The sequence below is a fragment of the Bacillus sp. NP247 genome, assembly GCF_018966865.1.
In the GTDB taxonomy this organism is placed as follows: Bacteria; Bacillota; Bacilli; order Bacillales; family Bacillaceae_G; genus Bacillus_A.
The window spans coordinates 2192381-2206842 of record NZ_CP076653.1; the positions used below are offsets into that span (position 1 = coordinate 2192381).

The following is a 14462-nucleotide window of genomic DNA, read 5'->3' on the forward strand; positions in this document are numbered from 1 at the left end:
ATTAACCCTCTTTCCTACTTTCTATATTCCGCTTAGCTTCCTTAATAGCAAGTTTTATGACAGTGCTTGGATCCTTTATCATTTTCCCATGTCCTGCCGCAAGCAAGGAAGGCTCATATTCGCTTAGCTTCTCTGCACTTTGTAATGATATTTCTTTGCTCCACGTTGCCATTGCAGGAAACGGAAACCAAAATTTCATTTGTCCCGAAACAGCCATACCTCCTCTTGTTTGGAAGGCATCCCCGACAATTAGAGCTTTATTTCGTACATCAAGAAACGACATGGAACCTGGCGTATGTCCCGGTGTCATAATCGCAAGAAGCGATCCAACTCGGTCGCCATCCTCCAATAAAACATCAGGTACTGTTTTTACCTTTTTAGGTACACCGCCTTTTATTGGTATATTCGGTTCATCCTTTTGTAACGTCGTATCTCCTTCTAAAAGCTTTGCGTCTCGCTTAGAAATATAGACTGGAACATTAGGAAGCACTTCCTTTAATGCGTCTAATGCACCAATATGATCATCATGCGCATGTGTTAATACAATCTTAGTAATTGGTTTCCCTATTTTCTCAGCCGCCTGTAAAATTCCTTTTGCGCTATATGGCAAAGCCGTATCAATTAAAGTTAAACCATCTTCTTCCTCGACAAAGTAACAATTCACAGGAAACACTCTTGGCAAAAATGACAATTGATATACCGTTTTTTCATGTATCACTCTCATATTTCCAGCTCCCTTTCCGAATAAAACTAATGATATTAGTTTTATTATACTAATGGCATTAGTTTTATGTCACTAAAAATTTCATTTTTGCAAAAAAAAAAAAAAGAACAGTAGCCGTTTATACGACTACTGTTCTTTACAGCTATTAAACTGTGTAACGCTCATCTTCTAAAATTTTCGCAGCAATTTCACGTTTCTTTGGAATTACGTTAAGTGGTGTGTGGCGAGTTAATTTACGTAATGATGATAACATCATGCGCAGCATGTCGCCATTTTCAACTGCGATAAGTGTTTCTTTCGCATCTGCTTCGATTTCGTTGAATGCTTCTTGGCAGAATACTTCAGTGTATAACACTTTTTGTTTATTCTTTTCAAGACCAGTTGTTTTAATTGCCTTTTCTGTACGAAGAACAGCTGACTCCATTGCGTATAGATTGCTTACGATGTCAGCAATATTCACAAGAATTTCTTGCTCTTTATCTAATGCTTTACCGTATTTTTGAGCAGCTAATCCAGCTACCATTAAGCCGATTTTCTTCGCGTTACTTACTAAATATTTTTGAAGTGCTAATGGCTCATCGCCTACTTCTTCTGGCATCATCATCATTAACTCTTCTTGTAATTTTTGTGCTTTTTGAAGAAGTGGTAATTCACCTTTCATCGCTTTACGTAAGAACGTACCTGGTACGATTAGGCGGTTAATTTCGTTCGTTCCTTCGAAAATACGGTTAATACGAGAATCACGGTACATTCTTTCAATCTCATACTCTGCCATAAATCCGTAACCACCGTGAATTTGAACACCTTCATCAACTGTATAATCTAGTACTTCAGAACCGAATACTTTATTTAAAGAACACTCGATTGCATATTCAGCGATAGAAGCTGCTACTGCTTTACCGTCCTTTACTTCCTCTTCTGATAATGTGCTCATGCGGCTTTCGAATAAACCTACTGTACGGTATACAGAGCTTTCAGCTGCATATGTTTTCGCTGCCATATTCGCAAGTTTCTCTTGAATTAATGGGAAGCGAGCGATTGGTTGTTTGAACTGTTGACGTTGATTTGCATATTGTGCTGAAATTTCTACTGCACGTTTCGCAGATCCAACTGTACCAACACCTAATTTATAACGACCGATATTTAAAATGTTGAACGCGATAATATGACCTTTACCGATTTCACCAAGTAAGTTTTCTTTCGGTACTAATGCATCTTCTAAAATTAACGTACGAGTTGAAGAACATTTAATACCCATTTTCTTTTCTTCTGGGCTTGTAGATACGCCAGCATATTCTTTCTCTACGATAAATGCTGAGAAGTGCTCTCCATCAATTTTTGCGTATACGATAAATACGTCAGCGAATGCAGAGTTTGTAATCCATTGTTTTTCACCATTTAATACGTAATGTGTACCTTCTGCATTTAAACGTGCAGTTGTTTTTGCACCTAATGCATCAGATCCTGAACCTGGCTCTGTTAATGCGTATGCAGCTAATTTTTCACCAGTTGCAAGTAGTGGTAAATATTTTTTCTTTTGCTCTTCGTTACCGAATAATACGATTGGTAAAGATCCGATACCAACGTGAGCACCGTGAGTGATCGCAAAACCACCAGCGCGAGAGAATTTCTCTGCGATTAACGCTGAGCTTACTTTATCAAGGCCAATTCCGCCGTACTCTTCTGGTACGTCAGCGCCTAATAAACCAAGTTCACCAGCTTCTTTTAAAAGACGAACAGAACGATCAAACTCATGTTGCTCTAAATATTCAAGCTCCGGAAGAACTTCATTTACGATAAAGTCCTCTGTCGTTTTTGCAATCATTTTATGCTCAGATGAAAAATCTTCTGGCGTAAACACTTGATCAATTGTAATTTCCTCTACTAAAAAGCTACCGCCTTTAACCGCATTTCCTACTGTTTTTTCCATGAAAATTTCCTCCTTTATATTTTCATAAGCCGCTTTTCTCATTTTTGGAAAGCTGACTCTCACTTTTATTTTTCATACCCCTTTGTTGCTTCCATTCTTTTTATCTAATCCAGTTCCGGTGGCTAAAACAGTCGGCCGTTTCACCCCTTCCAACGCCCTCCTGTTCTGAGCAAGCCACCTACATTTTTTATATAATCCAGTTCCAGCGGCTAGAATATTCGGTGGCTTCACTTCTTCCTACGAGGCAAAATGCGCCTCTTCGTCTGAAGCTCCATCCCCCTCTCATTCTGAGCGAGCCGCTTCCACTTTTTTTATAATCCAGTTCCAGCGGCTAGAATGTTCGGTGGCTTCACTTCTTCCTACGAGGCAAAATGCGCCTTTTCGTCTGAAGCTCCATCCCCCTCTCATTCTGAGCGAGCCGCTTCCACTTTTTTTATAGTAATTCAAATACTCCCGCTGCTCCCATTCCGCCGCCGATACACATTGTTACGATACCGAATTGTTGGTTGCGGCGTTTCATTTCGTGAATAAGGGATAGTGTTAGTTTTGCTCCTGTACAGCCAAGTGGATGTCCAAGTGCGATTGCACCGCCGTTTACATTTACTTTTTCTTCATCTAATCCAAGTTCACGAATAACTTGAATCGATTGAGAAGCGAACGCCTCATTTAGCTCGAATAAGCCGATATCAGATAGTTCTAATCCCGCTAGTTTTAACGCTTTCGGAATTGCAGCAATTGGACCGATACCCATTATTTCTGGTGGTACACCAGCTACTGCAAATGAACGGAATTTCGCAAGTGGCTTCATGCCATCGCTCACTGCTTTTTCACGATCCATTAATAGTACAGATGCTGCTCCATCACTCATTTGTGAAGAGTTACCAGCCGTTACAGAACCGCGAACGTTAAATGCTGGACGTAATTTACCTAAAATGTCTAGCGTCGTCTCCGCTCTTACACCTTCATCTTGTGCGAAAATACGTGTTTCTTCTTGCAGTTTGTTGTTTGCTCCAACAGTGCGTAACATTACATCTACAGCTACTGTTTCATCCGCAAAGTTCCCTTCAGCTAACGCTTTTGCTGCGCGCTGGTGACTTCTTACCGCAAAAGCATCTTGCTCTTCACGAGAAATTCCATATTTCACAGCAACTTGCTCTGCTGTATGTCCCATACCCATATAATATTCTGGAGCCGCTTCTACAAGGCGACTATTTGGACGAACGACGTGTCCCATCATTGGAACTAAACTCATTGATTCCGCTCCGCCTGATAATACAGCTTCAGAGTGACCAAGCATAATGCGCTCTGCTCCGTAAGCGATACTTTGTAAACCTGAAGAGCAGTAACGGTTAATTGTAATAGCTGGAACATCGTAAGAAAGTCCTGCTAGCCCGCCGATATTACGAGCCATATTCAAACCTTGTTCTGCTTCTGGCATCGCACAACCGAAAATTAAATCATCTATTGGCCCTTCATAATTCGCACGCTTTAACGTTTCCTTTACTACTAACGCCCCTAGATCGTCAGGACGAACTGTTTTTAATGAACCCCTCTTTGCTTTTCCAATTGGTGTTCTTGCTCCCGCAACAATGACAGCTTCTCTCATGAACGATATCTCCCCTCGTTATTAGTTACGTAATGGCTTCCCTTTTACAAGCATGTGCTGCATTCTTGCTTGTGATTTCATCTCACTTACTAAGCTAATAAATGCTTCACGTTCTACATCTAATAAATATTGCTCATCAACTTCTGTTCCGTACGGTACTTTTCCGCCCGCAATGACATATGCAAGTTTCTTCGCAATGTGAAGATCATATTCAGAAATGTAACCAGATAAATGCATTGCTTCTACACCAAGTACAAGCGTTGCATAGCCTGTTTCACCAACAACTGGTATCTTTTTACGAATCGGAGCCTTATAACCCGCTTCATATAACGAAAGTGCTTTTTGTTTCGCATCATATAGTAAGTGATCACCATTCACACTAATACCGTCTTTATCGCCTAAGAAGTTGTTAGAGACAGCTTCTTGTGCTGATGTTGAAACTTTCGCCATCGCTACGGATTCAAATACTTTGTTCGCAACTTTTTGCAGATCAAACTCTACACCGTTTGCCATTTTGTTTAAGTGTTTAATGTATAACTCTTTGTTACCGCCTCCGCCAGGGATTAAGCCAACACCTACTTCTACTAAGCCCATATATGTTTCGCTAGAAGCTTGAATGCTCGCTGCTGGTAAACAAACTTCTGTACCGCCGCCAAGCGTCATACCATATGGCGCTGCTACAACTGGCTTAGAAGAGTACTTAATTTTCGTCATTGCATCTTGGAAGTTTTTCACAACCCACTCAATTTCAAAGTAGTTGTCGTCTTGTGCTTCCATTAAGATCATTGCAAGGTTCGCACCAACGCAGAAGTTCTTCGATTGGTTTCCGATAACAAGACCTTTATAATTCTTTTCTACTTCATCAACAGCGTAGTTAATCATTTGTGTAATATCCATACCGATTGCATTGCTCTTCGAATGGAATTCTAAGCAAAGGATGCCGTCGCCTAAATCAATTAAGCTCGCTCCGCTATTTTTCTTTAACACACCGTTTTTCGCTTTTAACTGCTTAAGCGAAATTGCTTTTTTGTTACGTTCGATTAGCTTATATTCACCATTATCGTAATAGTAGCTATCACCATTATCGTGTTTATAGAAAGTAGCAAAACCTTTCTCTACCATTTCTTTCACCCAAGCAGGAACAACTGCGCCGTTTTCTTCCATCTTTTGAACGGATTTTTCAACGCCGATTGCATCCCAAATTTCGAATGGTCCTTGCTCCCAGCCGAAGCCCCATTTCATCGCTTGGTCAATTGCAACGATATCGTCAGCAATTTCTTTATGAAGTTTTGCAGAGTATAAAAGAGTTGGTGTGATAATGTTCCATAACAACTCTCCTGCGCGATCTTTCGCGTATACAAGCGCTTTCAATTTATTCGCTAATCCTTTTTCTTGCTTACTTAACTCTACGGATGCAGCTTTTAATTTTTTGCGAGCTTCGTATTCCATCGTTTCTGGATTTAATTCTAAAATTTCTTTTCCTTGCTTTAAGAAGAAGCCTTGACCAGTTTTACTTCCAAGCCATTTTTTATCAAGCATGTCATGCATGAAAGCTGGTACTTTAAATACATCACGCTCTTCTTCTTGTACATTTTCATATACGTTATTTGCAACATGTACAAATGTATCTAAACCAACAACATCTAATGTGCGGAACGTTGCGCTCTTTGGACGACCAATTAATGGGCCTGTTACAGAGTCAACTTCTCCAATGCTATAGCCACGCTTAATCATTTCTTGAAGCGTTACAAGCAAGCCATACGTACCGATGCGGTTTCCAATAAAGTTTGGTGTGTCTTTTGCGATAACAACGCCTTTTCCAAGAACGTCTTCGCCAAATAGTTTCATGAAGCTTAATACTTGTGGATCAGTTTCTTTCGTCGGTATTACCTCTAGAAGTTTTAAATATCGTGGTGGGTTAAAAAAGTGTGTTCCTAAGAAGTGTTTCTGGAAGTCGTCTGAACGACCTTCTGCCATTTTTTCAACGGAAATGCCTGAAGTATTTGAACTCACAATTGAGCCTGGTTTACGAACAGTATCTATTTTTTCAAATAGTTTCTTCTTTATATCTAAATTTTCAACTACTACTTCAATAATCCAATCTACATCAGCAAGACGCTCAAGATCATCTTCTAAGTTACCTGCTTCGATCAGTGCTAGATTACCTTTCACTGTCAGAGGAGCTGGTTTTTGCTTTAATAGTTTTTGCACAGCCGTATTACTAAAACGATTTCTCACACTTTTATGTTCTAATGTAATTCCCTTCGCTTCTTCTTCTTTCGTAAGCGCCGGTGGTACAATATCAAGCAATAATGTCGGAATACCAATATTAGCTAAGTGTGCCGCAATCCCTGAACCCATTACGCCTGAACCTAGAACAGCAGCCTTTTTAATTTGGAACATCCATTTCTCCCCCTATTCTTGAATGAATGCTCATTCAATTTTTCGACATAAGTCGCAATCAATGAGTGAGCCTCTACTAATAAATATATGATACAGTTTGAATTTTCGCAATATATTTATTGATAAAATTTTCTGAAATAAATATTTTTCTTTCATTTGGCTATGCTATACATGTGTATTTTCTTCACTAAAATGCACTTTTCCTTTTTATAATCTGACGAAACTGGAGGAATATATATGGCAAAACTTAAGAAAAACCCTTCAAAAGCTGGAATTAGCGCAGCAAGCGTAACTGGAAATGCAGGTCCGCATAATCACGGTGTTGAAAAAGGGCGTCAAGGTAATAACCAACAATATAAGAAGCATAATATGGGCGAAAAATAACGCTATATTTTTGGGCAGAGAACGTGGCATAATGATTAATGGCTGCTTTTTCTGCCCAATTTATTTGTACATATGGAAAACAAAAGAGGGAACGACGATGAAACGAACAATAATTATGATTGTAATGATCGCCACACTATTTACAGGGATGATTTTCTTCTCTTACGCGCATAGGCAACAAGTTGTAAGAGCAGATCAACCTAACATTACTGGGCAATACGGGATTACAATTGATGCAGACACAGGGGAAATTTTGTATGGAAAACGTGAAGATGAGCGCTCTTATCCGGCTAGTATAGCCAAGATGATGACAACTCTTCTCTTACTAGAGAATGTAAAAGAAGATGAAGAAATTACGGTTACAGAGAATGCGATTAAAACAGAAAGTCAAAGTGCAAAGATTAAGCTTCGCGCGGGTGAAAAGTTAAAACGAGATGAGGCATTAAAACTTATGCTTATCATTAGTGCAGACCCGATCGCTGAGTCAATTGCAGAACATATCGCAGGATCAAAAAATGAGTTTGTGAAAATGATGAATGCTAGAGCGAAGGAACTTGGTACAAAGCATGCAACTTTCAAAAACGCAAGTGGTGCTGATGCACTTGGAAATAAAGTATCACCATATGACATTGCCATTATTACGAAAGAAGCATTAAAATACCCAATTGTTTTACAATATATGAATTCAGTAAATACAACTCTACATACTTCCGAACGCTCTCCAAAAATCGCAAACTATGGACGAGAAGAACTATATGACGATCCATATGCAATTGGAAGTAAAAGCGGTCTATCTGCACTCGGAAAATATACGGTCGTAACTGTTGATGAGAAAGACGGTAAACGCGTCATTAACGTCGTATTATCTTCTACTCGCGCGCAACTATATCCTGATACGAAAAAAATGGCGCACTACGCATTTCAACAATTAAAATAACCAAGGAGTATTTTCTCCTTGGTTATTTTTTGATCATACCTTTTAATACGAACGCAACGTTTGCTGGACGTTCTGCTAGACGACGCATGAAATAGCCATACCAGTCGTTTCCATAAGGTACGTAAACGCGCATTTTGTAGCCTTCTTTTACTAGCTCAAGTTGACGCTCTGTACGAATACCAAATAACATTTGGAATTCAAATTGATCCCTTGGAATATTGTGTTCTTCGGCAAGTTTTTTTGTATATTCAATAATCGCTTCGTCATGTGAAGCAATTGCAGTGTAATTTCCATTTAATAAGTGCATTTTAATAATTTTTTTATAATTGTCATCTACATCTTTCTTTTCCGGGAACGCTACTTCTTCAGGTTCTTTATAGGCCCCTTTTACAAGACGTAAATTAGGATTGTAAGCGTTTAAATCTTCAATATCTTTTTCTGTACGATATAAGTAAGCTTGAATAACAGTACCAATATTATCGTATTCAGATTTTAATTGTTTAAAGATATCAATTGTTTTTCCGCAGCGCGTATAATCTTCCATATCAATTGTAATAAACACACCATTTTCTTTTGCAGCTTCTAAAATACGGCGCATATTATTCATTACGATTTCGTCAGAGATATCTAATCCCATAGAAGTCATCTTTAAAGAAAGCTGTGAATTAAGACCTTCTCTCCCAATTGCACGAATCGCTTCAATCGATTCGCTAGCCATTTCATTTGCTTCCGCTTCGTTATCAACAAATTCGCCTAAATAATCGATTGTTACACAAAGACCTTGCTTATTTAATGCTTTAATTGCAGCTGTCGCTAATTCAATCGTTTCCCCTGCGACGAAGCGACCTGCACCAAAGCGTAAACCGTACTTTTTAGCCAGTTTTGTTAGCGCTTTATTTTTAGATAAGAAAAGAAACGAATTTCGCATTAATTGTTCCATGTAATTCACCCCTACGACTAAAATTTATCTGTTTTTTACCCCTCTTCGAAATTATATCACTGTTTAAAATTATTTGATACAAATAATTATTTAGATAATTTATAAAATACTATCAAAACATTTAAAACCCTATATTCTCGTTTGTAAATATGAAGAAAATATTTTTCGACATTCAAAAAAAACGAGTTTACTAGGGAAAAAATGAGCATGCCGAAAATATTCGACATGCTCACAAAACCATTTATATTTCATCTAAATTATATGAAGATATTAATAACAAAAACTTGAGGTAACATTATCTCAAGCCTTCTTACTTCTCATTTCGCTTCTCATCATTCAGCTTTTTAATATTCGTAATTAACTGTACCATCTCTTCTTTTGCATCTGGATACGTCTCATTCCAATGTTTCACTAAAGCTGGCATCGTCTTAGCTATATAAGAATAAAGTGCCCATTTCTGTACCTGCTCTTTTTGCTCTTCATTACTTTCTCCTAGCAATAATTCTGTATATTTCTCTAATAATCCATCAAATTGCTCATTAAACTTTTCACTCATCTTATTTTCCTCCTATATGAAAAAAGCAGCGAATATCGCTGCTTTTTCTTATAATTTTGATCGAACAGAGTTTAATTTCTTCTCCATCGTACTTACTTTATCACGGCGATCATCGATACGAATTGTTGTCGCAACGCGCTGTGCACCTTTCGTGTATGGAACTTCATGCATTTGTTGAATGACTTCTAAAATGACAGGAAGATCCCCTTCAATTACTGTATTCATCGGTGTTAATTGATACTTCACGCGATCTGCATTTTTCTCTAGCACCTTTTGTACTTCTGCTACATACTCACTAACACTTGGATTACCTGTTCCTACTGGAATAATCGATACGTCAACAATTGCCATAGTAACTTACCTCCTATAATCGCTTCTTATATATCCATTGTCTATTTTACCTAAATCCTCATCACTTTACTAATCTGTTTTCTTCTACTTTAAATTGCTCAACCAATCTCTCTAAGTCCTGCATATTCTCTGTCAAACTTTCCATCGTATGAGCTACTTTTTCTAAATGATTCACTTGTGACTCAGTTGCTGCATTTACCTCTTCAGAAACAGCCGCACTCTCTTGACTCGTGCTAGCAATTGTTTGCATAACTTCTGTAATTTCTTCTTGCTCGTGACCTATATTCTGCACTTCTGCTACAATCTTCTCTACTGAAGCACTAATTGTACTTACGACTGACATGATTGTGCGGAATTCATCCTCTGCCTCTGTCGTAACTTTATTTTGTATATCCGCAATATCTTTCAGTTTACTTACAACCTCTACAACTCGTTTTACTTCTAACTGCACATCGCTAATCATTATTGCAATCTCACCGGTTGCCTCTTTTGATTGTTCAGCTAATTTTCGAACCTCTTCAGCAACAACAGCAAAGCCCTTACCTTGCTCACCTGCACGTGCTGCTTCAATCGAAGCGTTTAAAGCCAGTAAATTTGTTTGATCCGAAAGACCTTTTATAAGTTCTACCACATTTTGAATCGATCCAACTCTTTGCTCTAACTTACCGGATGCTTCTTCCGTATGAACAACGATAGAAGATGATTGTCCTCTCGTACGAACTAAATTCCGCATCGTATTGAGCCCCTGTTTAGATGCTTCCTCTGCTTTTCCGGTCACTCCCTTTATTTCACCAACGGAACTATTCATCTGTTCCATCGACTGTGCCATATTTTCAAGTTGTGCTGAAACTTCATCTACACTATTAGCAAGCGTAGAAGCTCCTCCGCTCACATCATCCATGGCACCTGAAACTTCTCTACTAGCTGCTACAGTTTCACTCGTTAAATAATGCAGATTATGAGTCGATTGTTGCACTGTCGATACACTATTTTTAATTTTACTTACCATTTCATTCATTTGCTCAACCATATGATTAAAGTGGGTCGTAAGCGTACCAACCTCATCTTTACTTGTCACTTTCATTTGCAACGTTAAATCACCTTCCGCTACTTTTTGAACGTGATTCGTTAATAATTGTAACGGTCTTGCTAATCTTCTTGAGAATAAATATGAAGCTAATATTCCAATTAATAAACTTATACATGCCATTATAATAACTGTATTTCTTGTTTCTACGAGTAAGTTATCAATTGACTCTTTCGGATATACAATCCCAATTTTCCATTTCATCTTATCAAACACTTGACTATAGGCTACTACATCTTTCCCATCCAATGTCGTCACCGCAAATTTCGTTTCATCTTTATTTAAACTTTTTACAAGTGGTTCTTTCGAAACATCTTTTCCTACTTTCTCCGGGTACACAATGGCAATATTTTTATCATTTACAATAAACATTTCTCCGCCATTATTATATTGAATATTATGGAGTAGCTTTTGAATCGTTCCTAGTGATACATCCATTGCTACAACCCCTAACACAGAGCCATCTTGCCCGACAATGGCTTTTGAAACTCCAATACTTAACTTACCTGTCGCGATTTCATATTGTGGTTGTCCCCAAATAATCGATTTTGTATCTGCTTCAGATGTTTTATACCACGGACGACTTGTTGGATCATATCCTTCAGGTACTTTTCCTCCATCAGCAAGGTTTGCACTTAACGTTTTTTTATCTTTCGTCCCAATGTATACATCTAGAATATCAGGATGATTCTTTTTAAATCTTGAAAATTCTTTTAAAATAAAACTCTCTTCTTCTGGAGTAACCCCATCTTGTAACATGTTTTGAATATCATCATGACTCCCATAATGCCCCATGTCTTCTTCAATTCGCTGCATAAATGCAGTTAACTGCTCTGTTACAAGATCCATCGTATTTTGAGAATACTGATCGAGGGAACGCGTTTCCTTCTCCTTCTGTAACTGATACACAGCTGTACCTAGTATTACAAACATCATAGAAATAAGCACCGAAAATACTACCGCAATTTTTAAACGTAAACTTCTCAACATCTTCCCCAAAGCATCCCCTTCTCGATGAAATTTAATTGTATTAATCACTATATTAAGTATAATAGATAAATCTAAAACCTCAATCTATATAGTTTAAAAAATTGAAATTTATTCTCATTTCAATACGATTAGTTTCCATCACACCACTTGTGTAAAAACAAATAGTTCATTATCCTTAAACTATAATCTCATTCGTTCGGAGGGAACTATGTTACAAAAATTCGGTTTCTCACAATATGAAAGCCAAGCTTACGAAGTTGTCGTATCAAGCAATGAACCATTAGATGCAACAACGATTGTTAAACATTCAGGTGTTCCAAAAGCAAAAATATATGAAGTGTTAGCACGCCTAATTGATAAAGGGATGGTAATGGATTCTGTTTCAGAAAAGAAAAAATTGTATACAGCATTACCACTCAAGCTAGCAATCGAAAAGCTAACGACAGAATTCCAATCTAATATTAAAGAACTCGAAAATAACATTTCTAAAAAGTCATTTACAGATGACCGCGTTTGGAGTTTAAAAATGCAGTCTTCTATTAAAGTACAAAGTAGACAACTTATAGAAGATGCGGAAGAATCCATACGCATCTCCGCATGGAATGACACCCTTTTAGAATATCTTCCTTTACTTGAACAAAAAGCAAAGCAAGGCGTCCAGATCGAGTCCCTTATAGTTGGAAAAGTAGAAACAGATTTAGAAAACATGCACTTTCTAATCCCAGCTGAAGAACCTAACGCATTAGAGCGTTATTTACTACTCATCGTTGACGACCGAGAAATTTTATTCGCTGGTGTAGAGCAAGAATCATGGCAAGCGATGAAAACAATGTCACAACCTTTCGTGAAGTTCTTTACAGAATTTTTCTATCATGACGTTGCACTTGCAAAGATTACCCAGAAACACCATGATCTCTTTATGGAAGATGAGGAAATTAAGAGTTTGTTGATGAAGTTGAGGTATTAAGTAATTAAAACGCAAAAAGGAGTCTAGCTCTTCACCTAGACTCCTTTTCATTTTGTTCCTTTATCTCCATCAACAACTCAATAATCTTCTCATTTTGCTCCACTTGTTTCTCTGAATTTTGATAGATGAAACGAACCCATCTAAAGAGAAAAATTACAAGAAAGAATGGTATGATCGTAAATAAAAAACCAATAATTGAAAAATTAGACTCCATATGCTATCACCTCGCTATATACTCCCTTCTCCATTTTTCTACTGACCCCTGCAATTTTTCACACATAAAAAAAGAACCTATCAAATGATATGATCCCCTTATAGTAGACAGGAAAAAGAAAGCGCATTACTCTGTTTACTATGGAGGGGATTTTTTATGGGGAAAATTAGAGTCACTTACGATGTAGAATTTAAGAAACAAGCTATAGATTTATACTTAAAAGACGGCATGAGTTATAAAAACATTGCGAAAGAATTAGGTATTCATCACTCGGTTGTAAGTCGTTGGGTGAAACACTTTGAAGCTGAAGGAATCAAAGGACTAGAAGAAAAACGCGGTAAAGCGAAAGGACCAGGTTTAGGTAGACCAAGGGGGTTAGACCCGAAGATCCAGAAGCTAAGATCAGACGATTAGAAGCGGAAAATGAAATGTTAAAAAAGCTCTTAGGGATGTAAAAGGAGGAATGAAAGTCGTATCCAAAACGAAAAAATTCGAAGTCATCCATGAAATGACAAAAACAGGTTATACAGTGACCATTCTATGCGATATTGCTGGTGTAACCAGAAGTGGGTACTACAAATGGATAAAACGGCATACGACGCCTTCAAAAAAACAATCAGAGGATATCGAAATTAAGAAAAAGATATTGGCGTGTCATAAAAAATTAAGAGGAATTTATGGATATAGAAGAATACAAGTGTGGCTGAAAGCCACATATAACCTTTATTTGAATCATAAGCGCATCCAAAGATTGATGCGTGAACTAGGTATCAAAGCCGTAATTAGGAAAAAACGACCTTATTACGGAAAAAAAGAAGCTTATGTGATTTCAGAGAACCATCTAAATAGGGAGTTTCAAGCTTCAAAACCGAATGAGAAATGGGTAACCGATATTACCTATTTGATTTTCAATGGACAGCGCTTGTACTTATCCGCTATTAAGGATTTATACAATAATGAAATTGTTGCCTATGAAACCAGTCGTAGAAACGACTTGAAACTTGTGTTAGATACACTGAAAAAGGCAAAGAAAAAACGAAATGTGAAGGGAATCCTCTTACATAGTGATCAAGGGTCCCAGTATACATCTCGTCAATATAATCAATTACTTAAAAAATATCAGATGAAGGCAAGTATGTCTCGAAGAGGCAACTGTTGGGATAATGCTTGTATGGAAAACTTCTTCAGTCACTTTAAGGCAGAGTGTTTTCATTTACACTCCTTCCATAAAGCGAATGAGGTCAAACTTGCCGTGCGTAAATATATGCACTTTTATAATCATCAAAGATTTCAAAAGAAATTAAATAACCTGAGTCCATATAAATATAGAACTCAGGTTGCTTAGTTGCGCTTTTTAAATACTGTCTACTTGA

General features: G+C 37.6%; 13 protein-coding genes and 2 pseudogenes. 5 read left to right on the forward strand and 10 right to left on the reverse strand.

What is annotated here, in order from left to right:
- Nucleotide 1: 1 nt before the first annotated feature.
- The 4 genes from KPL75_RS11710 to KPL75_RS11725 form a co-directional block, all read right to left on the reverse strand.
- Nucleotides 2-724, reverse strand: a complete 723-nt coding sequence (locus KPL75_RS11710) for an MBL fold metallo-hydrolase (RefSeq protein ID WP_219920758.1) — start codon at nt 722-724, stop codon at nt 2-4.
- Nucleotides 725-869: 145 nt separating this feature from the next.
- The gene (locus KPL75_RS11715) at nt 870-2654 is read right to left on the reverse strand and encodes an acyl-CoA dehydrogenase family protein (protein WP_219920759.1); all 1785 of its coding nucleotides are present in this window, start codon (nt 2652-2654) and stop codon (nt 870-872) included.
- 433 nt (nt 2655-3087) lie between these two features.
- Nucleotides 3088-4260 carry an acetyl-CoA C-acetyltransferase gene (locus KPL75_RS11720; RefSeq protein WP_002112692.1) on the reverse strand — a complete coding sequence of 391 codons (1173 nt, stop codon included), beginning with the start codon at nt 4258-4260 and terminating at the stop codon, nt 3088-3090.
- A gap of 21 nt (nt 4261-4281) precedes the next feature.
- Complete coding sequence (locus KPL75_RS11725) at nt 4282-6663, reverse strand: 3-hydroxyacyl-CoA dehydrogenase/enoyl-CoA hydratase family protein (protein WP_219920760.1); 2382 nt, start codon at nt 6661-6663, stop codon at nt 4282-4284.
- Nucleotides 6664-6900: 237 nt separating this feature from the next.
- Here KPL75_RS11725 and KPL75_RS11730 point away from each other — a divergent pair, with 237 nt between their 5' ends.
- Together KPL75_RS11730 and KPL75_RS11735 are read left to right on the forward strand one after the other, a co-directional pair.
- A complete protein-coding gene (locus KPL75_RS11730; protein ID WP_001096344.1) occupies nt 6901-7047 on the forward strand; it encodes a YuzL family protein in 147 nt (48 codons plus the stop codon).
- A gap of 97 nt (nt 7048-7144) precedes the next feature.
- A complete protein-coding gene (locus KPL75_RS11735) occupies nt 7145-7984 on the forward strand; it encodes a D-alanyl-D-alanine carboxypeptidase family protein (RefSeq protein ID WP_219920761.1) in 840 nt (279 codons plus the stop codon).
- Nucleotides 7985-8006: 22 nt separating this feature from the next.
- Here the strand turns inward: KPL75_RS11735 and KPL75_RS11740 are convergent, their stop codons facing one another.
- The 5 genes and pseudogenes from KPL75_RS11740 to KPL75_RS27810 form a co-directional block, all read right to left on the reverse strand.
- Nucleotides 8007-8924 (reverse strand): proline dehydrogenase family protein, encoded by a 918-nt coding sequence (locus KPL75_RS11740; RefSeq protein WP_002015957.1) that lies wholly within the window; start codon nt 8922-8924, stop codon nt 8007-8009.
- A gap of 310 nt (nt 8925-9234) precedes the next feature.
- Nucleotides 9235-9480, reverse strand: a complete 246-nt coding sequence (locus KPL75_RS11745; RefSeq protein WP_219920762.1) for a YusU family protein — start codon at nt 9478-9480, stop codon at nt 9235-9237.
- 48 nt (nt 9481-9528) lie between these two features.
- On the reverse strand, nt 9529-9831 hold the full coding sequence (locus KPL75_RS11750) for an MTH1187 family thiamine-binding protein (protein ID WP_001018862.1): 303 nt from the start codon (nt 9829-9831) through the stop codon (nt 9529-9531).
- Nucleotides 9832-9892: 61 nt separating this feature from the next.
- Nucleotides 9893-10915: a methyl-accepting chemotaxis protein gene (locus KPL75_RS27805; protein WP_375141027.1), complete on the reverse strand. Its 1023-nt coding sequence runs from the start codon at nt 10913-10915 to the stop codon at nt 9893-9895.
- Nucleotides 10904-11908 (reverse strand): annotated as a pseudogene (locus KPL75_RS27810) (cache domain-containing protein); the annotation flags it as partial. The pseudogene KPL75_RS27810 and the gene KPL75_RS27805, both read right to left, overlap by 12 nt.
- A 208-nt stretch (nt 11909-12116) precedes the next feature.
- Here KPL75_RS27810 and KPL75_RS11760 point away from each other — a divergent pair.
- Nucleotides 12117-12875, forward strand: a complete 759-nt coding sequence (locus tag KPL75_RS11760; protein ID WP_219920763.1) for a TrmB family transcriptional regulator — start codon at nt 12117-12119, stop codon at nt 12873-12875.
- A gap of 31 nt (nt 12876-12906) precedes the next feature.
- Here the strand turns inward: KPL75_RS11760 and KPL75_RS11765 are convergent, their stop codons facing one another.
- Nucleotides 12907-13089 carry a hypothetical protein gene (locus KPL75_RS11765; protein WP_219920764.1) on the reverse strand — a complete coding sequence of 61 codons (183 nt, stop codon included), beginning with the start codon at nt 13087-13089 and terminating at the stop codon, nt 12907-12909.
- 156 nt (nt 13090-13245) lie between these two features.
- On the opposite strand from KPL75_RS11765, the pseudogene KPL75_RS11770 reads away from it, so the two are divergent.
- Nucleotides 13246-13544 (forward strand): annotated as a pseudogene (locus tag KPL75_RS11770) (transposase).
- A gap of 8 nt (nt 13545-13552) precedes the next feature.
- Entirely contained in the window at nt 13553-14434 is an 882-nt protein-coding gene (locus tag KPL75_RS11775; RefSeq protein WP_219917553.1) for an IS3 family transposase, read from the forward strand.
- The last annotated feature ends 28 nt before the right edge of the window (nt 14435-14462 follow it).

What these genes read in the sequence shown, in the direction of transcription:
- KPL75_RS11745 (WP_219920762.1), bottom strand. Translation starts at nt 9,480, where the DNA reads ATGAGTGAAAAGTTTAATGAGCAATTTGATGGATTATTAGAGAAATAT.
- KPL75_RS11715 (WP_219920759.1), bottom strand. Translation starts at nt 2,654, where the DNA reads ATGGAAAAAACAGTAGGAAATGCGGTTAAAGGCGGTAGCTTTTTAGTA.
- KPL75_RS11720 (WP_002112692.1), bottom strand. Translation starts at nt 4,260, where the DNA reads ATGAGAGAAGCTGTCATTGTTGCGGGAGCAAGAACACCAATTGGAAAA.
- KPL75_RS11710 (WP_219920758.1), bottom strand. Translation starts at nt 724, where the DNA reads ATGAGAGTGATACATGAAAAAACGGTATATCAATTGTCATTTTTGCCA.
- KPL75_RS11760 (WP_219920763.1), top strand. Translation starts at nt 12,117, where the DNA reads ATGTTACAAAAATTCGGTTTCTCACAATATGAAAGCCAAGCTTACGAA.
- KPL75_RS27805 (WP_375141027.1), bottom strand. Translation starts at nt 10,915, where the DNA reads ATGAAAGTGACAAGTAAAGATGAGGTTGGTACGCTTACGACCCACTTT.
- KPL75_RS11750 (WP_001018862.1), bottom strand. Translation starts at nt 9,831, where the DNA reads ATGGCAATTGTTGACGTATCGATTATTCCAGTAGGAACAGGTAATCCA.
- KPL75_RS11730 (WP_001096344.1), top strand. Translation starts at nt 6,901, where the DNA reads ATGGCAAAACTTAAGAAAAACCCTTCAAAAGCTGGAATTAGCGCAGCA.
- KPL75_RS11725 (WP_219920760.1), bottom strand. Translation starts at nt 6,663, where the DNA reads ATGTTCCAAATTAAAAAGGCTGCTGTTCTAGGTTCAGGCGTAATGGGT.
- KPL75_RS11735 (WP_219920761.1), top strand. Translation starts at nt 7,145, where the DNA reads ATGAAACGAACAATAATTATGATTGTAATGATCGCCACACTATTTACA.
- KPL75_RS11765 (WP_219920764.1), bottom strand. Translation starts at nt 13,089, where the DNA reads ATGGAGTCTAATTTTTCAATTATTGGTTTTTTATTTACGATCATACCA.
- KPL75_RS11775 (WP_219917553.1), top strand. Translation starts at nt 13,553, where the DNA reads ATGAAAGTCGTATCCAAAACGAAAAAATTCGAAGTCATCCATGAAATG.
- KPL75_RS11740 (WP_002015957.1), bottom strand. Translation starts at nt 8,924, where the DNA reads ATGGAACAATTAATGCGAAATTCGTTTCTTTTCTTATCTAAAAATAAA.